Annotated in this window: 30 protein-coding genes and 1 tRNA gene; 20 read left to right on the top strand and 11 right to left on the bottom strand. The window is 45.7% G+C overall.

From position 1 onward, the window contains the following. The 3 genes from ICE93_RS08340 (at window position 1) to bamC (ending at window position 2,662) form a co-directional block, all read left to right on the top strand. Entirely contained in the window at window positions 1–567 is a 567-nt protein-coding gene (locus ICE93_RS08340) for a bifunctional 2-polyprenyl-6-hydroxyphenol methylase/3-demethylubiquinol 3-O-methyltransferase UbiG (protein ID WP_216187252.1), read from the top strand. 77 nt (window positions 568–644) lie between these two features. Beyond that, window positions 645–1,517, top strand: coding sequence for a 4-hydroxy-tetrahydrodipicolinate synthase (gene dapA, locus ICE93_RS08335; RefSeq protein WP_216188347.1), 873 nt, complete (start codon window positions 645–647; stop codon window positions 1,515–1,517). Further along, window positions 1,517–2,662 (top strand): outer membrane protein assembly factor BamC, encoded by a 1,146-nt coding sequence (gene bamC / locus ICE93_RS08330; protein ID WP_216188346.1) that lies wholly within the window; start codon window positions 1,517–1,519, stop codon window positions 2,660–2,662. The genes dapA and bamC overlap by 1 nt, the downstream gene beginning before the upstream one ends. Window positions 2,663–2,723: 61 nt before the next feature. Here bamC and ICE93_RS08325 read toward each other — a convergent pair whose 3' ends face one another. Both ICE93_RS08325 and ICE93_RS08320 read right to left on the bottom strand, forming a co-directional pair. Beyond that, on the bottom strand, window positions 2,724–2,924 hold the full coding sequence (locus ICE93_RS08325) for a hypothetical protein (protein ID WP_216187250.1): 201 nt from the start codon (window positions 2,922–2,924) through the stop codon (window positions 2,724–2,726). A gap of 109 nt (window positions 2,925–3,033) precedes the next feature. Then, window positions 3,034–4,266 (bottom strand): cupin domain-containing protein, encoded by a 1,233-nt coding sequence (locus ICE93_RS08320; protein WP_216187248.1) that lies wholly within the window; start codon window positions 4,264–4,266, stop codon window positions 3,034–3,036. A gap of 50 nt (window positions 4,267–4,316) precedes the next feature. Between ICE93_RS08320 and ICE93_RS08315 the strand changes: the two genes are divergently transcribed. Further along, a complete protein-coding gene (locus ICE93_RS08315; RefSeq protein ID WP_216187246.1) occupies window positions 4,317–4,910 on the top strand; it encodes a peptidylprolyl isomerase in 594 nt (197 codons plus the stop codon). A 73-nt stretch (window positions 4,911–4,983) separates the two neighbouring features. Here ICE93_RS08315 and cysE read toward each other — a convergent pair whose 3' ends face one another. Continuing rightward, entirely contained in the window at window positions 4,984–5,745 is a 762-nt protein-coding gene (gene cysE, locus ICE93_RS08310; RefSeq protein ID WP_216187244.1) for a serine O-acetyltransferase, read from the bottom strand. A 23-nt stretch (window positions 5,746–5,768) separates the two neighbouring features. Beyond that, the gene (locus ICE93_RS08305; RefSeq protein WP_216187242.1) at window positions 5,769–6,521 is read right to left on the bottom strand and encodes an RNA methyltransferase; all 753 of its coding nucleotides are present in this window, start codon (window positions 6,519–6,521) and stop codon (window positions 5,769–5,771) included. A 142-nt stretch (window positions 6,522–6,663) separates the two neighbouring features. Between ICE93_RS08305 and ICE93_RS08300 the strand changes: the two genes are divergently transcribed. Further along, window positions 6,664–7,452, top strand: coding sequence for an inositol monophosphatase family protein (locus ICE93_RS08300; protein ID WP_216187240.1), 789 nt, complete (start codon window positions 6,664–6,666; stop codon window positions 7,450–7,452). A 29-nt stretch (window positions 7,453–7,481) separates the two neighbouring features. Here the strand turns inward: ICE93_RS08300 and ICE93_RS08295 are convergent, their stop codons facing one another. Genes ICE93_RS08295 through ICE93_RS08285 form a run of 3 tightly spaced genes read right to left on the bottom strand, consistent with a single transcriptional unit; the run spans window position 7,482 to window position 9,662 of the window. Further along, entirely contained in the window at window positions 7,482–8,264 is a 783-nt protein-coding gene (locus ICE93_RS08295; RefSeq protein ID WP_216187237.1) for a UDP-2,3-diacylglucosamine diphosphatase, read from the bottom strand. Continuing rightward, window positions 8,261–8,764, bottom strand: coding sequence for a peptidylprolyl isomerase (locus ICE93_RS08290; RefSeq protein ID WP_216187235.1), 504 nt, complete (start codon window positions 8,762–8,764; stop codon window positions 8,261–8,263). The genes ICE93_RS08295 and ICE93_RS08290 overlap by 4 nt, the downstream gene beginning before the upstream one ends. A 49-nt stretch (window positions 8,765–8,813) precedes the next feature. Next, window positions 8,814–9,662: a M48 family metallopeptidase gene (locus ICE93_RS08285; protein WP_255554560.1), complete on the bottom strand. Its 849-nt coding sequence runs from the start codon at window positions 9,660–9,662 to the stop codon at window positions 8,814–8,816. Between the two features lie 60 nt (window positions 9,663–9,722). Here ICE93_RS08285 and cysS point away from each other — a divergent pair, with 60 nt between their 5' ends. The 7 genes from cysS (at window position 9,723) to ICE93_RS08250 (ending at window position 16,627) form a co-directional block, all read left to right on the top strand. Next, window positions 9,723–11,144: a cysteine--tRNA ligase gene (gene cysS, locus ICE93_RS08280; RefSeq protein WP_216187233.1), complete on the top strand. Its 1,422-nt coding sequence runs from the start codon at window positions 9,723–9,725 to the stop codon at window positions 11,142–11,144. After that, entirely contained in the window at window positions 11,144–11,818 is a 675-nt protein-coding gene (locus ICE93_RS08275) for a DNA-3-methyladenine glycosylase (protein WP_216187231.1), read from the top strand. Before cysS ends, ICE93_RS08275 begins: the two co-directional genes overlap by 1 nt. Before the next feature lie 9 nt (window positions 11,819–11,827). After that, a complete protein-coding gene (locus ICE93_RS08270) occupies window positions 11,828–12,799 on the top strand; it encodes an acetyl-CoA carboxylase carboxyltransferase subunit alpha (RefSeq protein ID WP_216187229.1) in 972 nt (323 codons plus the stop codon). Next, a complete protein-coding gene (gene tilS / locus ICE93_RS08265) occupies window positions 12,765–14,063 on the top strand; it encodes a tRNA lysidine(34) synthetase TilS (RefSeq protein ID WP_216187227.1) in 1,299 nt (432 codons plus the stop codon). The genes ICE93_RS08270 and tilS overlap by 35 nt, the downstream gene beginning before the upstream one ends. Window positions 14,064–14,123: 60 nt before the next feature. Next, a complete protein-coding gene (locus ICE93_RS08260) occupies window positions 14,124–15,374 on the top strand; it encodes an aspartate kinase (RefSeq protein WP_216187225.1) in 1,251 nt (416 codons plus the stop codon). Between the two features lie 72 nt (window positions 15,375–15,446). Continuing rightward, window positions 15,447–15,541 (top strand) — tRNA-Ser (locus ICE93_RS08255). 132 nt (window positions 15,542–15,673) lie between these two features. Continuing rightward, the gene (locus ICE93_RS08250; protein ID WP_370624626.1) at window positions 15,674–16,627 is read left to right on the top strand and encodes a Bug family tripartite tricarboxylate transporter substrate binding protein; all 954 of its coding nucleotides are present in this window, start codon (window positions 15,674–15,676) and stop codon (window positions 16,625–16,627) included. Between the two features lie 78 nt (window positions 16,628–16,705). Here the strand turns inward: ICE93_RS08250 and ICE93_RS08245 are convergent, their stop codons facing one another. Next, window positions 16,706–17,254 (bottom strand): hypothetical protein, encoded by a 549-nt coding sequence (locus ICE93_RS08245; protein ID WP_216187223.1) that lies wholly within the window; start codon window positions 17,252–17,254, stop codon window positions 16,706–16,708. A gap of 201 nt (window positions 17,255–17,455) precedes the next feature. On the opposite strand from ICE93_RS08245, the gene ICE93_RS08240 reads away from it, so the two are divergent. Genes ICE93_RS08240 through ICE93_RS08215 form a run of 6 tightly spaced genes read left to right on the top strand, consistent with a single transcriptional unit; the run spans window position 17,456 to window position 19,463 of the window. Continuing rightward, window positions 17,456–17,635: a hypothetical protein gene (locus ICE93_RS08240; RefSeq protein ID WP_216187221.1), complete on the top strand. Its 180-nt coding sequence runs from the start codon at window positions 17,456–17,458 to the stop codon at window positions 17,633–17,635. Between the two features lies 1 nt (window position 17,636). Continuing rightward, complete coding sequence (locus tag ICE93_RS08235) at window positions 17,637–17,936, top strand: hypothetical protein (RefSeq protein WP_216187219.1); 300 nt, start codon at window positions 17,637–17,639, stop codon at window positions 17,934–17,936. 24 nt (window positions 17,937–17,960) lie between these two features. Then, complete coding sequence (locus ICE93_RS08230; protein WP_216187217.1) at window positions 17,961–18,410, top strand: Smr/MutS family protein; 450 nt, start codon at window positions 17,961–17,963, stop codon at window positions 18,408–18,410. Between the two features lie 58 nt (window positions 18,411–18,468). Beyond that, window positions 18,469–18,810, top strand: coding sequence for a YqjD family protein (locus ICE93_RS08225; protein WP_216187215.1), 342 nt, complete (start codon window positions 18,469–18,471; stop codon window positions 18,808–18,810). A 6-nt stretch (window positions 18,811–18,816) separates the two neighbouring features. Then, entirely contained in the window at window positions 18,817–19,185 is a 369-nt protein-coding gene (locus tag ICE93_RS08220) for a phage holin family protein (RefSeq protein ID WP_216187213.1), read from the top strand. Next, window positions 19,182–19,463: a YqjK-like family protein gene (locus ICE93_RS08215; RefSeq protein ID WP_216187211.1), complete on the top strand. Its 282-nt coding sequence runs from the start codon at window positions 19,182–19,184 to the stop codon at window positions 19,461–19,463. Before ICE93_RS08220 ends, ICE93_RS08215 begins: the two co-directional genes overlap by 4 nt. On the opposite strand, the gene ICE93_RS08210 is transcribed toward ICE93_RS08215, so the two are convergent. Then, entirely contained in the window at window positions 19,460–19,978 is a 519-nt protein-coding gene (locus ICE93_RS08210) for an adenine phosphoribosyltransferase (protein ID WP_216187209.1), read from the bottom strand. The genes ICE93_RS08215 and ICE93_RS08210 overlap by 4 nt on opposite strands. An 11-nt stretch (window positions 19,979–19,989) precedes the next feature. Between ICE93_RS08210 and ICE93_RS08205 the strand changes: the two genes are divergently transcribed. Then, on the top strand, window positions 19,990–20,544 hold the full coding sequence (locus ICE93_RS08205; RefSeq protein ID WP_216187207.1) for a 5'-methylthioadenosine nucleosidase: 555 nt from the start codon (window positions 19,990–19,992) through the stop codon (window positions 20,542–20,544). Window positions 20,545–20,601: 57 nt separating this feature from the next. Further along, on the top strand, window positions 20,602–22,194 hold the full coding sequence (locus ICE93_RS08200) for a GMC family oxidoreductase (protein ID WP_216188343.1): 1,593 nt from the start codon (window positions 20,602–20,604) through the stop codon (window positions 22,192–22,194). A gap of 2 nt (window positions 22,195–22,196) precedes the next feature. Here ICE93_RS08200 and ICE93_RS08195 read toward each other — a convergent pair whose 3' ends face one another. Both ICE93_RS08195 and ICE93_RS08190 read right to left on the bottom strand, forming a co-directional pair. Further along, on the bottom strand, window positions 22,197–22,649 hold the full coding sequence (locus ICE93_RS08195) for a DUF2147 domain-containing protein (protein ID WP_216187205.1): 453 nt from the start codon (window positions 22,647–22,649) through the stop codon (window positions 22,197–22,199). A gap of 27 nt (window positions 22,650–22,676) precedes the next feature. Beyond that, window positions 22,677–23,873, bottom strand: a complete 1,197-nt coding sequence (locus ICE93_RS08190; protein ID WP_216187203.1) for an acetyl-CoA C-acyltransferase — start codon at window positions 23,871–23,873, stop codon at window positions 22,677–22,679. Window positions 23,874–23,880: the final 7 nt, after the last annotated feature.

Genomic DNA, 23,880 nt, shown 5'->3' with positions numbered 1-23,880 from the left:
ATGTTATTCAATGCGCATGATGTGATTTCCAATGCCTCCCTGTGGGTGAGGCGTTTTTCTCCACTGATTCCGAAGGGTGGGGTTGTTTTGGATTTAGCTTGCGGATCTGGGCGTCATTCTGTGTGGTTGGCAAATGCTGGGCATCAGGTGTTAGCTGTAGACCAAGATGTTTCAGCCGTTCAGGCTTTAAATAACGCTCTCATCACCCCAAAGAATTATGATCTTGAGCAGGCTGAATGGCCTCTCGATAACTTTGAGTTCAGCGCCATTGTGGTGACTAATTACCTCTATCGCCCACATTTAGATCAGCTACCCAAAATGCTTCAAGAAGGGGGCGTCTTAATCTACGAAACCTTTGCCCTGGGGAACGGGGAATTTGGTAAGCCATCAAACCCAAATTTCCTGTTAAATCCAGGGGAATTGCTGGCATTTTCCGCTTCCCATGGGCTTAAAGTAGTAGCTTATGAAGACATTTATGAGGATGAGCCCAAACCAGCTATGGTTCAGCGCCTCTGCGCCGTAAAAGGTGAGCTAAAACAGCGCATTCCGTTACAATTTCAGGGTTAAGACAGCTAAAAATTGGTGCATATTCGGTGACAAATACAGCTCATTCCAAAGGTAGCAAAAAGCCCATTGCTGGCAGCATGCCAGCTATCGTTACTCCGATGTTTGAAGACGGGAGTTTGGATTACGCCACCTTGCGTTCTTTGTTGGATTGGCATGTCGCTGAAGGTACTGACGGAATTGTGATTGTTGGCACCAGCGGCGAATCTCCTACGGTTTCTGTTGAAGAACATTGCGAACTCATTCGTGTGACGGTAGAGCAGATAGCTGGACGCATTCCTGTGATTGCAGGCACTGGCGGCAATTCCACTATTGAGGCGATTGAGTTAACTAAATATGCTGCGCAAGTCGGTGCTGATGCTAGCTTGCAAGTAGTGCCGTATTACAACAAGCCTACGCAAGAGGGTATGTATGCCCACTTTAAAAAGATTGCTGAGTCAGTAGATTTGCCGGTAATTTTGTATAACGTTCCCGGAAGAACAGTTGCTGATTTGGCTGGGGATACCGTAGTTCGTTTAGCTGCTGTGCCAGGCATTATTGGTATTAAAGAGGCTACAGGTAGCTTGGAGCGTGGTACTTTATTGATCAATGATCTTAAGCGTGCCGGTCATCTAGACTTTTCAGTTATCTCTGGAGATGATTTAACAGCTGCTATGTTGATGTTGATGGGTGGCAAGGGCAATATTTCTGTTACAGCCAACATTGCCCCACGCTTAATGCATGAGTTGTGCGTTGCTGCTATGTCTGATGATGTAAAGCGAACACGTGAAATACAATATCAATTGATTGCGGTTCACAAGGCGATGTTTACAGAAGCAAACCCAATCCCAGTGAAGTGGGCCCTGCATGAGATGGGCAAGATTACTGCTGGCATTCGTTTGCCATTAACCCCATTAAGCAATTCTCTTCGTGAGCCATTAAAGGCAGCTTTAAAACAGGCCAACTTATTATGATGAATTTGCTTCAATCAATCCGTCGATATCTATCGATTCTTGCTTTAGCCACTTGTAGCATTGCATTGTTATGTTCATGCAAGTCGGTGACCAGCAGCGATACGGTTGACTATAAGAGTGCTGGCGCCGTTCGTGGCCCTAATCTGTCATACCCTCCTGATTTAATCACCGCACAAGCGGATCGACGTTACATTGTTCAAGACGGCACAGCCACCATGTCTGAATACAATGCAGCTGTTAAGAAATCAGCTCAGCTGCGTAGCAATGTTATGACAGGTATCCCTGGTATGCGCATTGCTCGTGATGGTGAGCGTCGTTGGTTGGTTGTAGAAAAGCCAGCGCCTGAACTTTATCCGCAGGTAAAAGATTTTTGGCAAGAAAATGGTTTCTTGCTAGTTGTTGATTCACCATCAACTGGCATTATGGAAACTGACTGGGCCGAGAATCGCGCAAAAATTGCGCAAGATTGGATTCGTTCAACTATTGGCGGTGCCTTGGATTCTGTTTACGATACTGGCGAGCGCGATAAGTACAAAACTCGCCTTGAAGTTACAAAGCCGGGTGAAACGGAGATTTACATTACCCAGCGCGGTGCAATCGAAAAATGTACTACTGATACAACAGGAGCTTGTTTATCCACAATCTGGACGCCACGCCCAAATGATCCTGAGTTAGAGGCTGCTTTCTTGGCGCGCTTGATGGAGCGCCTGGGCATGACTCAAGAGCAAGCAAAAGCAATGGTAGCGACGCCTCTTGGACCCAAAACTCCAAAAGCTAAGTTTGTGCAAGATGGCACGAATCAGGCTCACATTGAGCTCGGCGTAGGCTTTGATCGTTCTTGGCGCGATGTTGGATTGGCGCTTGATCGCTCAAACTTTACCGTTGAAGATCGTAATCGCACTGCCGGTGTTTACTACGTACGCTACGTCAACCCTAAGGAATTGGGTGATACCAAAGGCTTCTTCTCAAACTTATTTAGCAGTAAAGATGATTCAAGCTTGAAGGCTAAAAAATACCAAGTTGTTGTAAAGGGTACTGGTGAAAATTCTGCGAGTGTATACGTACAAAGCGCTGACGGCAAGCCAGAAAATACGCCCGCCGGATACCAGTTGTTGACCTTGTTAACAGAGCAACTCACAAGGTAATTCATTTTTTACAGCAAAGAAAAAAGCCGCTTTTCAGCGGCTTTTTTCTTTATAAAGAAGATTACTTCTTAGCGTCAGCAGCAGGAGCAGCTGGAGCAGCTGGAGCAGCAGGAGCAGCAGCAGGAGCTTCTGCAGCTGGAGCAGCAGCTGGGGCAGCAGCTGGGGCAGCTGGAGCAGCTTCAACAGGCTTTGCTTCTTCTTTCTTGCCGCAAGCGGCCAAGGCGATTGCTAACATAGCAGCGAATACGAGTGACTTCTTCATTTGTAAATTCCTTTAAAAAATTAACAACAATTACCGGTAATTGTTCTCTGGATAAACCAAGGGATAGCCCCTAGGTAGTTTCCAGTATTTATTATATCCATCTCTGACATCACTTCCCAAAAGTAAGCCAGCCAGCCAAATAAGCCTCATAAAGACTGGATTTATCAAGGTTGTGGAGTTTGGCTTTGGCAAGCAATTTAGATGCCGATAGGGTCTGCCAAGCGCGTGAAATCGAGGGACTCTGTGCCTTGGTCACATCCTCCCCGTTGCAATAAACCCGCCTATTGAGAGTCAAAATACGGGTTTGTGGATGGGGGATAAGCTTTCTTGCTTCAAGCGCCTTCTGAAATTGCTTTGGATTCAGTGGCTTACTTGGAGAATCAAAAATTGCTTGTTGCTTTGGTTCTGACAGGTAGCTTGTAATGCCAGGCAAGAAGCCATTAATTTGATCAAGTTTTAATTCTTTCAGTTTCGAGCGCAGCTGTTGGATCAACTCCTCGGGCAATTCTTCGGCGCTGTGAGTTGCCTTTTGTTTTGGGTCTGCAAATTTTTTCTCTAAAGTGGGAATATCCTCAAGGGATTCAGCTAATCGCCACAATCCCTCTTGCAGTAATTCTTTAAAACTGGGTGAGCGAAATCCAACTGACCAAGTCTGGCAGCCCGGATCTAGAGCGATGCCATCATGCGCAATGTGTGGTGGCAGATACAGCATGTCACCAGGTTCTAGTATCCATTCTTGCTCGGGCTTAAAGTGCTGCAAAATCTTCAGTGGTAACTTGGGATTTAGGCTGAGGTCTTTCTGTTCCGAAATACGCCACTGCCTTCTGCCCGACATCTGAATGAGAAATACGTCATAAGAATCAAAGTGTGGGCCAACACCACCCCCAACACCGGCAATGCTGATCATTAAATCATCAAGGCGAGCATCTGGGATGAAGCGAAACCAAGACAGGATTTTTGCGGCAGCAGGGTGGTGTGCCTCCATGCCCTGAAATAACAAAGTCCAGTTTGGCTTGTCTATAGAGGGTATTGCTTGCTTGGAAAATGGTCCTTGACCGAAAGTCCAAGGCTTGGTCTTAACTAAGCGTGACTCGATCTCTTTATTTTGAGCAAATTCCAGCAATTGTTTTGCTGGAATAGGGCTATCAAGTGGCTTACCCTGTTGGGCAGATAAGGTAAATGCTGGAATCGCCCCACGGATCAGCAGGGACTTTTTATGCCAATACTGCGTCATGAACTGATCAGGGCTAATTCCCCCAAATAGGGCCCAGGGATTACCTAGAGGGAGCTTTGCCGGGGCTTGGGGTGGTTGATAAGGTTTGCTCAAGTAAAATGAGGTCATAAAAGATGCTTTTAGAAACTGATTAAAACCGAATGTTCGACAAGTGCCGCATGAAGATTGAAAAAAATACTATCGTATCCCTTCGCTATAAGCTAACCGATGCACAAAATAATGTCATCGAAGAGCCAGATTCTCCGATGGTATACCTGCACGGCGGGTATGAGGGTACTTTTCCGAAAATTGAAACTTTGCTTGATGGTCAAGATGTTGGCTATGAGGCTACAATTCAGTTGGAGCCCAACGAAGCTTTTGGTGAATATGATCCAGAGCTTTTGAAGATTGAACCCCGCACACGCTTTCCGGAGCCATTGGAAGTGGGCATGCAGTTTGAGGGTGTGCCGGATGCTGAAGATGATGCGGCTGCAGATGATGCTGATGATGAGCCGCTCATTTATACGGTGACTGATGTGGCAGACAACCAAGTGGTTTTGGATGGTAATCATCCATTAGCCGGCATGGCTTTGCGTTTTTGGGTGCAGGTTGAAGATGTTCGCGCGGCTACTGATGACGAGATTGAAAATCGTCACCCAGAGGGTGGGGAGAGTTTTTCATTTGGTATGCCTAATGATGATGGTGACGACGATGAAGAGTTTCCAGGCGGTGTATTAGGTAGCAACGATGCGGGCCCGCATACGCTGCATTAATTTAAAATTCTATGAGCAAAATAAAAGGGATAGCACGCTATCCCTTTTATTTTATCGCTTCCTCAACTAGAAACTACTCTTTCAACCATTCTTTAATGGCGTCTAGATCACGCTTGGTGTCGCTTGAGCTAGCATCCCCACCATCAGGACTGTTGTTGAGTTTGGCAAGGGCTTTTTCTAATGCTGCAATTTTGGCTTCTTGCTCAATCGTTGCATCAATCAAACCTTTTAGTGCCATGGATACAGGGTCATCAATATTGGGTGTGATGCCATAAGCAGAAAAGTATTCTTTCGTTTTGCTATCCGCGCTTTGTGGTAAATCTGGATGCAATATGCGCGCAGGAATGCCAACCGCAGTAGCACCCGCTGGAATTTCTTTGAGTACTACAGCGTTGGAACCAACGCGTGCGCCGTCGCCCACAGTAAATCCACCGAGAACTTTTGCACCAGCACTCACCACGACGCCTTTACCCAATGTAGGGTGACGTTTGACGCCTTTATAGAGTGATGTACCGCCTAAAGTTACTCCCTGATAAATGGTGCAATCATCACCAATTTCGGTTGTCTCCCCAATCACAATGCCTAGACCGTGATCTAAGAAAACTCTGCGACCAATTTTGGCGCCCGGGTGAATTTCGATACCAGTCAAAAAGCGAGAAAACATGGAGAGTACGCGTGCTATCCATTTCAGGCCAAGATTCCACAAAAAGTGGGAGATGCGATGCAACCAAACTGCATGCAGGCCCTGGTAGCAAGTGATGACCTCGAGACGGTTCCGAGCTGCAGGGTCTCTGGCAATGATGGAGTCGACTTGGTCGAATAATGAATTTGACATGTATTGATTTTAACGGGATGCGCTTATTTTCTCAGGAGCATCTGTTTTGCTATCCCTCGCAAAAGATCGATTTCTTCCTTGTGCAGGCGACTTCTGGCAAATAATGCTTGAATACGCGGCATCAATTTCTTTGGGTTTGCAGGGTCTAGATAGCCGATAGCTTCGAGTCCCTCGCGCCAATGCTCCAGCATCGCGGCTACCGCTGCAGGATCAGCAAAATCAGCCATTTCTTCGCGGTTGACTAAAGTACTGCGTTTATCGTCATGCTGGGTAAGCGTTTCTCTGAGGGTGAAGGCGCAAACCATCAGCGCCTGGGCAAGGTTGAGGGATGGATAATCTGGATTGGCATCTAACCAGACTCTGTGGGTGCATAAAGCTAAATGTTCGTTATCTAGCCCTGTTCTTTCTGGGCCAAAGAGAAGGGCTACCTTCCCGCCGCTCTGGACGGAGGTCTCTGTAAGGGACTTAGCAGATTCCCAATCGATGGCAGGAGGGCCAAACTCTCTGTCACGGCTAGTTAGGCCCAGAACTAGCGAGCAACCCTCTACGGAGGCGGCTAATGAGTCGCCCTCTATTGAGCTCTCTAGAACGTCTGTAGCACCGCTAGCTAGGGCTATGGCTTCAGGATGTGAGGAAACCCCCTTGATCTTTGGATTAATCAATCTGAGTTCGCTAAAACCCATGGTTTTTAGGGCGCGAGCAGCTGATCCCACGTTTCCTGGGTGACTGGTTTCGACTAAAACCCAGCGGAGTAATGCGGATGTTTCGATATTCATCAAGGCGCTTTAGGCTGGTTAATGGGGTGTAATGAACGCTAATCGTTTAGAATCAATCTGTTAGCTTCGTATTGTCATGCAATTTACCCTAGTTGTAGGCGCTACAAGGAGCTTGTTCTTATTTAATTTGTCCATCAATACTATGCATCCCATGTTAAATGTGGCCGTTAAGGCTGCCCGTCGCGCTGGAACAGTCATTAATCGTGCTTCCTTGAATTTGGAGCGCTTGCAGGTTGACCGCAAGCAGCACAACGATTTCGTAACCGAGGTGGACAAAGCCGCAGAAGCGGCCATCATTGAAACGCTCAGTGAAGCCTATCCAACCCATGGATTTTTGGCTGAAGAAACTGGCGAACGTAATGCCGATGCAGAAAATGTTTGGATCATCGATCCCTTAGATGGCACTACTAATTTTATTCACGGATTTCCTCAGTACGCGGTTTCGATTGCGCTAGCAGTTAATGGCGTAACTCAACAAGCTGTTGTGTATGACCCAACACGTGATGAGTTGTTTACAGCGACACGTGGAGCCGGTGCGTATTTAGATCGTCGACGTTTACGTGTCGCCACACAAGATCGCTTGGCCAATTCTTTATTGGGAACGGGCTTTCCTTATCGCGAAGATCAAGACTTAGAAAAGTATTTAAAAATCTTTGCTGATATGTCACGTCAATGTGCGGGTCTGCGTCGTCCGGGTGCTGCCTCTTTAGACTTGGCTTACGTAGCAGCTGGCCGTTACGATGGTTTCTTTGAGAGCGATCTCAAACCTTGGGATATGGCTGCAGGCGCTTTGCTGATTACTGAAGCAGGTGGTTTGATTGGTAACTATCGCGGTGAAGAAGGCTTCTTAAAAAGCGGTGAAGCAATGGCAGCAAATCCGCGTATCTTTGCGCAAATGGTGCAAGCACTTTCTAAATATTCTGCTTCTTAAATAAAAATCGAATTGAGCAATCGATCTGTTTAATTTTTAATCAGGTCGATATATCGAGTGCCGGCATCATCAATGAGTAGGGCGCTTGCTCTTGGGCGACCGCTCTCTGGATGATCGAGATCCCAGTCAGATAAGACCCAACGCTGCCACTGCTGGCCATCCATCGACTCTTCATGGTGTGCTGGCATATGGGTATGCCCATGAATCAATAAATCCCCTGAGTGATCTCTTAGGGCTGTTGCACAAGCTTGTTTCGTGACATCCATCTTGAGGCGTTGCGCTCTTGATGCTTGTGTTTGTTGGTATTGGGCGTGGCTATTGCTGCGAAGATGCTGAGCAATACCCTTGCGCCAATTGAGTGGCAGGCTTAAAAAGATTTTTTGAATCCAAGACTTTCTTACACAGCCTCGAAAGATTTGATAGCCAATATCTGCTGTGCATAAAGCATCGCCATGGGCTAATACCCACTTCTTCGAAGCGATCTCAACAGTGGTTGGATCGGGTAAGAGTGTCATGCCAGTCTTTTTTATAAAACTATGACCAATTAAAAAATCTCGATTACCGCGTAGGTAATACGTTTTTACTTTGGTGGAGAGGTTGGCGATTGCACGTTGCACTTCCTGCTGAAAAGGAGAGTGTGCAGCAGCGTCATCGCCTACCCAATATTCAAATAAGTCACCGAGAATAAATATGGCCTCTACTTTTGGAGCCTCTTTTTCACAGAAGTCAAAAAAGCGTTGCGCCGTCAAGGGCATTGACGGCGTGAGGTGTAGGTCTGATATGAGCAGTGCGCTCGCGTGATGCGGAATCATTCCTCGAGAACGGTGGCTTTCTCAATCACAACATCTTCTTTGGGAACGTCTTGATGAAAACCTGAGCTACCAGTCTTTACCTTACGGATGGTGTCTACAACATCCATACCATTAGTGACTTTGCCAAATACGGCATAACCCCAGCCCTGAGCATTAGGAGCGGTATGGTTTAAGAAGTCATTGTCATTTACGTTAATGAAAAACTGTGCAGTTGCTGAATGTGGCTCACTAGTGCGTGCCATTGCTACTGTATAGCGATCATTCTTGAGGCCATTGTTGGCTTCGTTTTCAATTTCTGCGCCAGTTGGCTTCTGTTTCATGCCAGCAGACATGCCGCCACCCTGTATCATGAAGTTATCAATTACGCGATGAAAGATGGTTCCATCATAGTGACCGCTTTTGACATATTGCAAAAAGTTAGCAACGCTTTTAGGTGCCTTAGCGGCATCGAGTGAGAGGGTGATGTCACCCTTATTGGTTTTTAGAAGAACTTTCGCCATTATTAGATCTACTTTCTGGAAGGTTAGTGGATGGGTTATTACTTGGTAATCAATCCGTTGTATTTAAGGACGGACTCACTGTGCGATTCATTGGACGCTTTGCTGGAGGCTTCAAGACATCTAAGAGGGCTTTAGCGCGATTAGAGTACTGACGTTGATTGAGTTGAGCATTCTTGGCTGCATCTTCATATGCCTGGGCACCAAGGCGGATATAGATCTCGCCTAAATTGGCTGAGGCAATGGCATAGCTCGGTCGCAATTTGAGGGCAAGCTCAAGATAGTCTCGCGCCTCAATCCATTGTCCTTGGTTAGCAGCAATTGCCGCTAGATTGTTATAAGGCTCTGGCAGTTCTGGAAACTGCTGTGTGATTTCAATCAAAGTCTTTTTGGCTTGATCAAATTGGCGCATCTCAATTTGCAAACGCGCCTTTACGAAACGTAACTGCACATTTCGTGGAGTCTTTTTTAGATCAGCATTAATTTGAGAAACTGCATCTTGGTATTTGCGTGCCTTGATGAGTTTTTCAACATCTGACGGTACCGCATTCTTAGTAATGGGATCAGGCTCAATAATTAAGAAGGATAAAAAAGGTACCCCTACAGTTTCAGACAATTCTGGATTTAATGGGTCATATCCCATGTCAGCAGAAAGTCTTGGTGGATCAGTTGGGCTGTATCCGCCAAGGTAGGGTTGGGGGGCTAGCTGTCCAGCCTTCATTTCCTGAGCGTTTAATGCCGTAATTTCAGCGTCAGCCCGCTGCTGGGCGGGGGTGCTGCAGCCCGACAATAGAGCCAGGGTTGCCAAAGTGGCAAAAGCTGGGGCAAAGACCTTATTCAAGACTGGGCGTGGCGCTAGGGCGTTGTGGTGCATAGAGGAAGGGGTGTGAAACGGGCTCATTCGATATACTCAGCGCTCAGTCTAACAAATTGGCGCTACTTGCCCCACCTTTATAGCCCTATGCTGCAAATCTATAACACCCTTAGCCGTTCTAAACAGGTCTTTAAGCCCATAGTGCCGGGCAAGGTGAAGATGTACGTCTGCGGCATGACCGTTTATGACTTTTGCCATATTGGACATGCCAGAGTCATGATTGTCTTTGATATGGTAGTTCGCTGGCTCAGGGCGAGTGGCTATGAAGTTCTTTATGTTCGTAACATCACCGATATTGATGACAAGATCATTAATCGTGCCATTGAGAATGGTGAACCAATTTCTGTATTAACAAATCGCTTTATTGATGCCATGCATGCCGACTCAGATGAGTTGGGCTTAATGCATCCCGATCAAGAACCTCGCGCCACTGATTACATTGCGCAAATGCAAGGCATGATCGGCAAACTCATTGAAAATGAATTAGCCTATCAAGCCAATGACGGTGATGTTAATTTTGCAGTGCGCTTATTACCGCGTTATGGTCAGTTGTCTGGAAAAACTTTAGATGAATTAAATGCGGGGGAACGTGTAGCGGTAGTTGATGGCAAACGTGATCCCTTGGATTTTGTTTTATGGAAAAGCGCTAAGTCTGAAGAGCCAGCTGATACACGCTGGAAGTCGCCTTGGGGCGAAGGTCGCCCCGGTTGGCATATTGAGTGTTCAGCAATGTCTTGTGACTTGTTAGGTGAGCACTTTGATATCCACGGTGGCGGTGCTGACTTGCAGTTTCCGCATCATGAAAATGAAATTGCTCAAAGTGAGGGCGCCCTGTACGGCAAAGATCGCAAAGATGATGATGCCCCCTTTGTAAATTACTGGATGCATAACGGCCACATTCGCGTTAACGAAGAGAAGATGTCTAAGTCACTAGGTAACTTCTTTTTAATTCGCGATGTTCTCAAAAGCTTTGATCCTGAGGTGTTGCGTTTCTTTATGTTGAAGGCGCACTACCGTAGCCCTATTAACTATAGTGATGCACAGCTTGAAGAAGCTCGCTCGGGATTGGCGCGCCTATATACCGCTTTAGCGCAAGGCCCAAAAGCCCAGGCAATTCAGCTATATCCAAACAACCCATGGGCCAAGCGTTTTGCTGATGCCATGAATGACGACTTCAATACACCTGAAGCGATTGCTGTCTTGTTTGATTTGGCTAGTGAAATCAATCGTGCGCAAGGCGAAGAGAAGCAGTTGCTTGCCAATACATTGAAGGCTCTTGGCGCGACATTGAATTTCCTGCAACGTGATCCCACTGCATTTTTACAGGCGGGCTCAAAGGATCAAGATGGCTTGACCCCATCACAAATTGAAGAACAAATTGCAGCACGCGCGGCTGCTAAGCAAGCAAAAGACTTTGCTAAGGCAGACTTGATTCGTAAAACATTGTTAGAGCAGGGCATTGTTTTGGAAGACAAACCCGGCGGCTTAACAGAATGGCGTAGAGCTTAATGACGGCTTCAAAAACAGAGAAAGCAGTTAAAGCTGAAACAATTCTTGAAGAAGTTGCTCCAGAATATTGGGAGCAGGCTTGTAAAGAATTGATGAAGCAAGATCGGATTCTCAAAAAACTCATTCCTAAGTATGGCTCAGGCTTTTTAGTCACACGCGGCGATCCATTTAATACTCTGGCAAGAGCCATTGTTGGTCAGCAGATTTCAGTAGCGGCAGCACAATCCGTTTGGAATAGAGTGGTTTCTGCTAGCAAAAAGAAAGTCACGCCTAAAAATATTCTAGCGCTCTCAGTAGAAGAATTGCGTGCCGCCGGATTGTCTGGTCGCAAAGTTGAATACATCCGAGATCTGGCGGATCACTTTGATTCAGGGCGCCTTCATGCCAATCAATGGAAGGATATGGATGATGAGAGCGTTATCAAGGAATTGAGCTCAATTCGGGGGATTGGTCGCTGGACCGCTGAAATGTTCCTCATTTTCAACATGATTCGACCCGATATTCTCCCTTTGGATGATGTTGGACTCATTAAGGCCATTTCCCTCAATTACTTCAGCGGAGAGCCTGTCAGCCGCCATGAAGCCCGTGAAGTGGCGGCTAATTGGGCCCCGTGGCGTACAGTTGCCACCTGGTACATGTGGAGAAGTATCGACCCAATCCCAGTTGAATATTAAAATCAAGCTATGAAAACGACTTTCCTGGATTTTGAGCAGCAAATCGCCGAATTAGAGTCAAAGATTGAAGAGCTGCGTTTTGTGCAAGATGAGTCATCGGTGGATATCTCCGATGAGATCAAAACGCTTGCTGAAAAAAGTCAGCAGCTAACAAAAGATGTTTACGCCAATCTTACTCCTTGGCAGGTTTCTCAAGTAGCGCGTCATCCACAGCGTCCATACACCTTGGATTATGTTGGCGCTTTATTTACAGATTTCCACGAGTTGCATGGCGATCGCACTTTTGCAGACGATCAATCGATCATCGGTGGCCTTGCCCGTTTTGAAAATCAACCATGCATGGTGATTGGTCATCAAAAGGGTCGAGACACTAAAGAGCGGGCTCTCAGAAACTTTGGTATGAGCCGTCCTGAGGGTTATCGCAAAGCAATGCGCCTCATGCGTCTTGCTGAAAAGTTTGGCATCCCAGTATTCACTTTTGTAGATACGCCTGGCGCCTTCCCTGGTATTGATGCAGAAGAGCGTAATCAGTCTGAAGCGATTGGCCGTAACTTATTTGTACAAGCAGAATTAGAAGTGCCTATCATTGCTACGATTATTGGTGAGGGCGGCTCAGGCGGTGCTCTAGCAATCGCTATGGGTGACATCGTGTTGATGTTGCAAAACTCTACATATTCAGTAATCTCCCCAGAAGGTTGTGCTTCTATTCTTTGGAAGACGGCCGATAAGGCTCCTGAGGCTGCTGAGCAGTTAGGCCTCACAGCTCAGCGCTTGAAGGCTCTGGGCCTTATTGACAAGATTGTGGCCGAGCCTATTGGTGGCGCGCATCGTGATTACGACAATATGATGAGCAATATGCGCAAAGCACTTGCGGAATCTTTAAAAACCTTTGATGGCATGAAAGTCGATGCATTACTTGACCGTCGTCATGAGCGTTTGATGAGCTATGGCAAGTTCAAGGAAATCACAGCAAAGTCCTAAGTCAGGAAAACGTATTGCGGTTGCCTTAAGTGGTGGCCTCGATTCGGTTGTGTTGCTTGATACGGTTTGCAAAGCGCAAGCTAAAAACCAAAATCAAATCTTCGCATTTCATATCCATCATGGCTTGCAAAAACAGGCGGATGACTGGTTGATCTTTTGCGAAAAGCTCGCGAAACAATACAAGATTCATTTTGATTTCAGGCTGCTTCATTTAAAAGCTGAAGAGGCTAAGGGCAATATTGAAGCTAGAGCAAGAGCGGGGCGTTACGAAGCACTTGCTGATCTGTGTGAAGAATACGGCATCGAAGATTTACTATTAGCGCATCACCAGAACGATCAAGCAGAAACTGTTCTCTTGCAACTACTCCGTGGCTCTGGCGTGGCGGGCCTAGCGGGGATGCCGGCAAGCAGGGGGATCTCAATTAACCCAGGCATTACTCTTTGGCGCCCGCTCTTAAATCAAAGTAGACAAGAGCTAGAAGCATACGCCAAAGAACATAAGCTTAAGTGGATTGAAGATCCTAGTAATCAAGATACAAAATATCGTCGCAACGCTGTGCGAAAGAAAATTATTCCTGAACTTGAAAAGATCCAGCCTGAAGCTTTAGCTAATATGGCACGTAGCGCACAACTGCTTGGTGAGGCGCAAACTTTGCTGAACCGTCTGGCTGAGCAAGATGGCAAAAGTATTCTCAATAAGAATCAGCTGAAAGTAGCGCCGCTACTGGTATTAGCAGAAAAGAAGTTACCTGCAGCAAATAATGTCTTACGTTATTGGTTGCAAACACAGCGGTTGGCTATGCCATCTCAAGAGCGCTTGCAAGCATGGTGGCGTGATCTTGCACAAGTTAAAGCAGACGCTAATCTTGCGTGGCTACATGACGAAAGAAAGATTTACCTATGGCGCGGTATGTTGCAGGTAGGTAACGTGGAAGCGGGACGCTGGGTTTTAAAAACCTTGCCGGCCAACTCTAAGCAATTGGGACTTCCTGCTGACTGGGTTAAAGATGCCCAAGATAACAATGAAATTAGCCTTAGGGAGCGTCAAGGCTCTGAGAAGATACAGATTAAGCCTAAGACCCCCCGTAAAACCCTCAAAAACCTCTATCAGGAGGCTGATATTCCGCCCTGGGAGCGCCAAGCACCCTTACTCTACATCCATGATGAATTAATCGCTGTAGCGGGTATTGGGCTTAGCTATCCACACTTGGTAGCTTCTGGCAGGCGCGTACTCCCAGAATGGGTACAAAACCCTGTAAAATAAGCCCTTTTTAGATCCTCAGGGAAAATTTCCCTGTCACAAATAGTTAAATAAACGGTTTTTATGGCTCTTATCGTTCATAAATATGGCGGCACCTCAATGGGCTCAACGGAGCGTATTGCCAATGTTGCCAAACGCGTTGCTAAATGGATGCGTGCTGGCCATCAAGTGGTAGTCGTGCCTTCAGCCATGTCAGGTGAAACCAATCGCTTGCTAGGCCTTGCAAAAGAAATCAATCCTGACGCAAGCCCGCGAGAATTAGATCAAATTGCTTCTACTGGCGAGCAAGTCAGTTCCGGTCTCTTGGCCTTGGCACTCATGCGCGAAGGTATTGATGCGGTGAGCTATGCGGGCTGGCAAGTTACTGTTCATACTGATTCGTCTTTCACGAAGGCGCGTATCAAGAGTATTGAAAGCGACAAGATTCTTAAGGATCTTAATGCAGGTCGTGCGGTTGTGGTGACTGGTTTCCAGGGCGTTGATCCTGAAGGCAATATCACGACACTGGGTCGCGGAGGTTCTGATACATCGGCAGTTGCTATGGCAGCGGCGCTGAAAGCGGATGAGTGCCTAATATACACAGACGTTGATGGTGTGTACACAACCGACCCACGCGTTTGTGAAGATGCTCGTCGCTTAGACAAAATTACTTTTGAAGAGATGCTAGAAATGGCTAGCTTAGGTTCAAAGGTATTGCAGATTCGTTCAGTTGAGTTTGCTGGTAAGTACAAAGTTAAAACCCGGGTTCTGTCTTCTTTGACAGACCCATTGATGCCTTTAGCTGATGAAATGAGCTCAGGCACCTTGATTACATTTGAAGAGGACAGCACTATGGAAGCCGCAGTTATTTCCGGCATCGCCTTTGCGCGTGATGAAGCGAAGATTACCGTTCTTGGAGTTCCAGATCGCCCAGGCATTGCTTATCAAATCCTTGGCCCGATTGCGGATGCCAATATTGATGTGGACATCATTATCCAGAACCAATCTGTAGAAGGTAAGACTGACTTCACTTTCACAGTGCCACGTGCTGATTATCAAAAAGCATTAGACATTCTGAAGAACACTGTGCAAGCGCATATTGAAGCAAAAGAAATCTCTGGCGATCCAAAGGTTTCCAAAGTTTCAGTGGTTGGCGTTGGCATGCGTTCTCATGTTGGCATTGCCAGCAAGATGTTCCGCACTTTGTCAGAAGAGGGCATCAATATCTTGATGATCTCCACTAGCGAAATTAAGATCTCTGTCGTCATCGATGAGAAATACATGGAATTGGCTGTGCGCGCCTTGCACAAGGCATTTGAGTTGGACCAGAAGTAAGTAAAAATCATAATAAACCCCTCAGAAGCGGTTATCCGTTAAACTGTGGGGCGTTGTAATAGTAAGAAGTACGGAGACGTGGCCGAGCTGGTCGAAGGCACTCCCCTGCTAAGGGAGCATCGGGGCTAAAACTCTGATCGGAGGTTCGAATCCTCTCGTCTCCGCCAAGCACTTAAAGATAAAGGGGCCCATGGCCCCTTTATCTATTTCTGGAATCTGGTTAATGCTTTTATGGTTATTATTTCAAAAAGCCTTATAAATATTTACAACCACTGTAAAAAAGGATTCCTGTGAAACGAATTATCCATTTAGTGATTGCTACTTCCTGCTATATTTTTTCTAGCTTAGCGCTCGCCTATCCTACAAAACCCATAACAATTATTGTGCCTCAGGCACCAGGTGGAACAAACGACATTGTTGGTCGTGTTGTTGCACAGCGCCTTGGTGAGCAAATGAAAGCTTCAGTGATTGTCGAAAACAAGCCTGGAGCCGGCGGCAATATTGGCACTCAGTATGTTGCTAATGGACCCAAAGATGGTTACACGCTTTTAATGACCATCAGTAGTGCCCAAGCTATTAATCCTGCGCTTTATAAAAATCCAGGATTTGATCCGGTAAATGATTTTGTTCCATTGGCAATGATTGGTTCAGTTCCTAATGTCTTGGTGGTGAATCCAAACTTCCCGGCTAAGAATTTGGATGAATTCTTAAAGCTGGTTAAATCAAAGCCTCCAGAAACTTACCAATATGCTTCGGCAGGCAATGGCACCTTAAACCACCTACTTGGTGAAATGCTCAACCAGAGCTATGGAATCTCATTGCAGCACATTCCTTATAAGGGCGTGGCTCCTGCGCTCAACGATCTTTTGGGCGGTCAGGTGCAAATTGCATTTGCGAGTTTGCCTTCTGTGCTGCAATACATCAACTCACAAAAACTGATTGCCCTTGGCGTTAGCTCACCAAAGCGTTCGCCGATTCTTCCAGATGTGCCTTCGATTTCAGAAAAAGTTCCTGGATTCTCTGGATCCTTATGGATTGGCTTATTTGCGCCAAAAGGCACACCTAAGCCTGTAGTTGATAAATTGCAAAAAGAGATGCAGCTAACACTCGCAAACCCCGAGTTAAGAGAGAAATTACAAGCTTCTGGAGTAGAACTTGCAAACATGACGCCAACTGAATTTGCAAAACAGTTGCAAGATGATATCGCTCGCTGGGCCAAAATTGTTAAGGCATCCGGAGCATCTCTAGACTAGACTCCAGTAGATGCTCAAGAATGCAATAAAGATAAAGGGGCTTATAGCCCCTTTATTTATTTCTAGTGCAGCATCAGGTTAGTTCAATCCATTAACTGCTTGCATGAAGCCTTGGATGTATTGCGGAGGTACATAGAGTTCAGTCTTGATTCCAGTCTTGGAGGATACGGTCATGATGAAACCCTTCTTCATTTTATCTTTGAGGAATGCTTCAGTTAACTGAATTGAGAGCACTTCTCTAAAGATACATCCTCGTTCACCGCATGCACCAGCCTCTCTACCAACTACTTTAAAAGTGGTAGCGGGAATCCCTTCTTGAGATGCTGAATCGTAATAGCGCCATTGTGAGAAATACGTTAACTGTGCAACCAACTCATAGGTTTTTGCGCCTTGCTTTGGTTGCTCAGCTCTGAGACTAAACATTTCATAGGTATTGGCTTCATCCATCGTATTGATAGGAGGGCCCTGATAAATTTTTCCTCCTGTTACTGAGTTTGGTGTGATGATGGTTGAGTGATAAACATCATTAATTTCCCAGCCGCTAATTTTTTTGTCATTGTTGCTACAGGCAGCAAGACCGGTGCCAATTACCAGTAATAGAACTACTCGATAGATGATGCGATGCATAAAAAGCTCCTTAATATCACCAAATCATACTATTCCTAGACATTGATGACCTAGTTTTCTTATTCAGAACCGCATCCTATAGGGGATTCGTAACCCAATCCAATTGATTGCCCGCATTAGGGTATCTCACTACCCTTTTATTCTACTTCACAACTTCACAACTTCAGAAGTTGTGATATAGTCTTGGTACTGGGAGATGAAATGAAGAGACAAATACCAAAAACACATCAAGCCTTGGAGTGGGTGGGGAAGGGTCTAACTGCTGCTCAAGCAGCTAGAAAGATGGAGATTTCAGAATCCAGCGTATATGCCGCTCTTAAGAAGACCAGAGCAAAAGAAGTGGGTTGTTGTCCAACATGTGGTCACAAAATAAGGAACTAAGATGAAAAAGACTCTATTAGCAGCTGTATCAATTTCCGTTGCTGCGTTTGCGTATGCAAATACAAAGCCGTCGGATTCTTCTGAGTTGATGAATCAGCAGTGCAAGATATCTGCTGAAGCAGTGTCTACTCTAAAGGGACTGCGTTACGGTAATACGTCCATTCGTAAGGATGTTTCTACCTTGATTAATGCAAGCTTAAAGACCCCTGAAAATCGGGATCTTGCGCAAAAGACCCTTAACTTAATGGTTGACGACAAATTATCCGATGTCAGAAGCTTGGAAAGTAAGTACTGCTCTTAAGGGGTTCAGTTCAACCGATCTAAATTGGCAAAAAACGCAGAATGTCCTGATTGCGGGAATATGCGGGCATTGTTTGATCAATGTCCGCATTGCAGCTCTATTGCTTTACCTATCTTAAGTTCCGATACGATTGAACTTAATATCAAGCAAGATGGCCCTTATATAGATGAAGCTCTAGATAGGCTTACGGAATATTTACGCAAATCTCTCGAGGTTGGAATTAAAGCCATTGTGCTGATTCATGGCTATGGATCTAGTGGAGAGGGAGGCCGCATTAAATGGGCTATCCATGATGCGCTTGAAAATAATCGCTATTCCGATAGGGTGGATGAGTATTACTTTGGCGAAGATGTGGCTTATGGCAGCGAGGCATATCATGCTTTGCACAAACGTCGCCCGGGATTGAAGCGCTATCTCAAGCGCTTCAAAGAGGGTAATGCTGGAATGACGGTCTTATTGCTCAAGTCCTATTAGAAGTGCTTAGAATAGGGCTATATGTGTAATTGTTGCCTTACTAACTGGGAATCCCTCTATGACTGTTAAGAAACTAGACCATTCAGTTGTCCACGATGACAAACAGGCTGGTGCCGAAAGTCTGATTAGTGAATTCAAATCTCTCATGGCCGATGCTGAAGCTTTAATCATAGCCACCGAAGATCACCCAGGGGAGGCGATTAGCTCCATTCGAAATAAGGCTCTAGAAACTTTGGCTGGCGCTAAAGAAAGTCTTTCTGGAGTTGAGGGTAAGTTGCTTGATAAAGCAAAGATAGCAGCTGATGGTGCGGATGACTTTGTCCATCGCAACCCATGGGAGGCTGTTGGTGTTGCAGCAGGCTTGGGCTTGCTTATCGGTTTATTTATTGGCCGTCGTTAATACTATATGTCTCAAGAAAACTTACTTACCTCCATCAAGGGCTTAGCCTCTACGGGAGCATCTATTGCTCAAACGCGTTTAGAGCTTTTATCGCTCGATGTGCAAATAGCTAGAAGCAAATTCATTAGCTTGTTAGTGATGATTATTAGCGCCTTATTCTTTCTATTCTTTGGCTTAGTGATGTTAGCATTGCTGATTGTGATCTATAGCTGGGAAACAGACCGAATGATGGCGCTAGGTTTGCTAACTGCAGCATTCTTGTCTATTGGGGCGATTCTGGCATTCTTAATTACTCAGTCGCTGCGCAAGATGCCGAGATTATTCGAAGCCTCAATTACTGAATTGGCTAAAGATCGCGAAGCACTTTCAAAATGAACGACAAGCTTAAGGCCTTAGAGCATCGTCAGCATGAGTTAATGCTGCAAGCTAGTCGAGAGCGCAAGGCTTTTGCCGAACACTTTGAGGCCTGGGAAAAACCACTTTCGTGGGCTGACAAAGGGTTGGATGCGGTTCAATTCTTGAAAAGCAACCCGATTCTATGGACCAGTGCGTTTGCTGCTCTTGCACACTACAAACCCAAGCTTGCTAGTAAAGTTTTGGCAGTAGGTTGGGGCGCTATGAAAATTGTAAAGAGTGCTAAAAAGCTCATCTAGCTTTGTAATACAGATTGATGGCGAATACGATTCTGTTTTAGGAGTTCGTTGCCATTTAAGAAAGCAATTTCCAATAAGGTAATTGCACCGCTTACTTCAAATCCAGCCGAACGGATTAATTTATCGGCAGCTATTAATGTGCCGCCAGTAGCCAGCACATCATCTAGCAACAATACTTTGGCATCTTTGGGTAAGGTGGATTGCTGAATTTCTAAAGAATCATTGCCATACTCAAGACCATAAGCTTCGCGATGGCTAGCTAAGGGAAGTTTGTTAGGCTTTCTGGCCAATGCTAAACCCTTATGAGCGTGATGGGCTAGTGCAGAGCCAAAGATAAAGCCCCGTGATTCAATGCCCAGGATGTGGGTGTAATCAAATTGCTTGGCGATCTCATCCAACTGACGAACAGCTTCTTTAAAAGCAGCTGGATTGGCAAGCAGCGGGGAGATATCCCTAAAGAGAACCCCTGGTTTTGGAAAGTCAGGAACTCCGGGTAGATAATCTAATAAATTCATTGCCAACCAATATGAAAACAGAACTACTCATTATTACCGCATTAGAGTCCGAGCTCAAGCGAGAAGTATTACCAAGCTGTGTAGAGATCGTCTATACGGGGATTGGCAAAATTAATGCAGCTATCACCAGCATTAAAGCTATTCATCAATATTCGCCTAAAAGAATTCTCAATTTTGGTACCGCTGGAAAAATCAAATCAGAACTGCATGGTTTGCTGGAGATCGGTAAGGTGATTCAACGCGACATGCAAGCTGAGCCATTAGCACCTCGTGGTAGTACGCCATTCTGTATAAGACCACAAGAATATCTATCATCCGGACAATTTATTTGTGGCTCCGGCGACAGCTTTGTCACAGCACATGACCCATGGTTACATAACCTAGGGGTAGATGTGGTGGATATGGAATTATTTGCGATTGCTGCCGTTGCTCATGATCACCAAATTCCTTGGCAATCATTTAAGTACATTACTGATGATGCCAATGAAAGTTCTGGCGAGGATTGGCAAGCCAAAGTTCACTATGGACAAGATCTAATTTTAGAAAAGCTTAGTGACATTCTCTGAAACTGGATTATCAATTGACTAATTTACCCATATTTTCTCAAGGAATTATCCGAGATGATGCCAGAGAGCTTTGATTACATCGTCGTGGGCGGCGGCTCAGCTGGGAGTGTTATGACTGGACGCTTGAGTGAAGATGCTAAGTCTAGTGTTGTATTGCTTGAAGCTGGTGGTAGAGGCGATAGTTGGTTGGTGAGAACGCCTGCAGCTGCAGTAGCTATGCTGCCAACATCCATTAATAACTATGCCTTTGAAACAGTTCCCCAAAAAGGCTTAAATGGCCGCTGTGGTTACCAGCCAAGAGGTAAATGTCTAGGCGGATCTTCTGCGATCAATGCCATGATTTATACGAGGGGCCATCGTTTTGATTATGACCATTGGCATTCCCTTGGAAATCTTGGGTGGTCGTACGATGAGATGCTGCCGTATTTTATAAAAAGTGAAAACAATTCTGCCTTTAAAGATCAATATCATGGCAATGATGGTCCGTTATGTGTATCAAACTTGCAATCACATAACCCTTTTCAGCAAATTTATCTTAATGCTGCTAAAGAGGCTGGTTTCCCAATTAATCCAGACTTTAATGGCGCACAACAAGAAGGTCTTGGCATCTATCAAGTCACCCATAATAATGGCGAGCGCTGGAGCGCAGCACGCGGCTATTTACATCCTCATATAGGCAAACGTAAGAATCTACAAGTCCAGACTGGCGTGCAGGTTGATCGAATACTGTTTGAGGGTAAAAAGGCAAAAGGGGTGGTATGCACACAAAATGGCAAACAACAAGTCATATTTGCTAATAAAGAAATCATCCTCTGTGCTGGCGCTTTTCATTCTCCCCAGCTGTTGATGGTTTCTGGAGTCGGACCAAAAGATCAATTAAGTCAATTTGGCATACCGTTAGTTCATGATTTGCCAGGCGTAGGTCAGAACTTACAAGACCATCCAGATTTTATTTTCGGCTACTCAGCCAATAGCCTGGATCTCATCGGAATTTCTTTTGGCGGCACGGTTAAATTGGCTGGTGAAATTATCAAGTACATCCGCTCACGTGAGGGGATGATTGCTACCAACTTTGCAGAGGCAGGCGGTTTCCTTAAAACAGACCCCAGTCTTGAGGCCCCTGACGTCCAGTTACATTTTGTGGTTAGTCTAGTTGAGGATCATGCTCGTAAGTTGCATATGGCCCATGGCTATTCTTGTCATGTGTGCGTACTCAGGCCTAAAAGTCGCGGCCAAGTAAGTTTGGCGAGTAACAGCATGAAAGACGCCCCATTAATAGACCCTGGCTTTTTGAATGAAGAGGAGGATGTGGAGGCTCTGGTGAGGGGATACAAACTCACCAAACAACTGATGGATGCTCCTAGCTTAGCCAGCATCACAAATAAGAACATTTTTACTCCAGATGTAAAAACAGACGACGACATTCGAAAAATTATCCGGGAGCGGGTGGATACCGTCTATCACCCAGTGGGCACTTGCAAAATGGGTAATGACGCAATGGCAGTTGTTGACTCTAATCTAAAGGTCCATGGAATAGAGGGGCTGCGTGTAGTTGACGGATCTATCATGCCTACCTTGGTTGGGGGTAATACCAACGCCCCCATTATTGCTATTGCTGAAAAAGCAGCCGACATGATCCGCTGCGAGTAGCGTTATTGTTCAGCTTTGTACCAAACCTGAGTGCGGCCTAATAATGGAACGCCAATATAGCCACGCACATCCATCTTCTTGCCATCTTCAGTCGCAATCTTGACCTTATAAACTTCACCTTCTTTGGGGTCTAGGATTTTTCCACCAGACCATACGCCGGGTTGATCTTGTTTTAGATCTGTCATGATTTTCATGCCAACAATAGGCTTATCTTTTCTATCATCCTTGCAGAGATTGCAGTTCAACAGAGGCGTTTCATTAGGCTTGGGAAAGGTTTTGATAATGGTGCCTTCAAGCACGCCATTGACCTGCTCAATTTTGATTAAAGAAGCGGGTTGATTAGTTTTGTCATCAATTGTTTTCCACACCCCAATGGCAGGATCAGTTTGCGCATAGGCGGTAACGGAAAATGCAATGAGGCAGGTAGATATAGTCAGTAATTGTTTTGTATTCATGATGTCTCCTAATTAGTGCGCAAGTAATCAGCAACGCTCAAATATTCCGGCTGCACCCATGCCGGTACCAACGCACATTGTGACCATGGCATGCTTTAGGTTGCGTCGCTGCAAAGCATGGATAGCTGTAGCGGCTCGAATCGCACCGGTTGCGCCCAGTGGATGACCAAGGGCAATCGCGCTTCCTAGTGGATTGACTTTGCTTTGATCTAGACCAAGATCCCGTATGACCGCTAAAGACTGTGCTGCAAAAGCCTCATTCAATTCAATCCAGTCCATATCCTGCAGATTTAAACCGGCAAGTTTTAATGCGGCTGGAATTGCCTCTTTAGGGCCAATACCCATGATTTCTGGCGCTACACCTTTAACTGCAAAACTTACAAAACGAGCCAAAGGTGTGAGTCCAAAGGTTTTAATAGCTTTCTCGCTAGCTAGAATTAGTGCACCTACTCCATCAGAGGTTTGTGAGCAATTGCCGGCTGTAACGGTTCCCTTAGCAGCGAATGGGGATTTGAGTTTTGCCAAGCCTTCTAGTGATGTATCAACACGCGGACCTTCATCCTTTATAAATTCACGCCATTGCACTTCTACCTGGCCCTTATCTAGATTCATCGAGCGATGTGCTACTTTGACCGGGAATATTTCAGAATTAAATTCACCAGCAGCTTGGGCGGCCATTGCTTTTTGATGTGAGGCAAAAGCAAAGGCATCTTGATCTTCTCTGCTGATCTTCCATTGTTGAGCAACCTTCTCAGCTGTTAATCCCATGCCGTAGGCAATGCCTATATTTTCATCGCCCATAAAAATCTCCGGCGACATTGACGGTGTATTGCCCCCCATGGGAACCATGCTCATAGACTCCACGCCACCAGCAATCATGACATCAGCCTCGCCAACCCGAATGCGATCTGCAGCCATCGCAATTGCATTTAGACCTGAGGAGCAGAAGCGATTGACAGTAATACCGCCAACGGTATTGGGTAGGCCGCCTAGGAGGAGTCCAATACGAGCCACATTCAAGCCTTGTTGGGCTTCTGGCATGGCGCAACCAATAATGGTATCTTCAATTGCCTTTGGATCTAGGGTGGGGACTTGACTCAAGATATGCTGCAAAGCATTACCAAGCAAATCATCTGGCCGAGTATTTTTTAATGCTCCTCGTCCTGATCTACCAACGGCGCTACGAGTAGCTGCAACGATATATGCGTCTTGGATATTTTTCATATTTATA

This window comes from Polynucleobacter sp. MWH-HuK1 (assembly GCF_018881815.1).
Classification (GTDB): Bacteria; Pseudomonadota; Gammaproteobacteria; order Burkholderiales; family Burkholderiaceae; genus Polynucleobacter.
The sequence above is the reverse complement of the archived record's forward strand: the minus strand, read 5'-3'. Positions and strand labels throughout refer to the sequence as shown.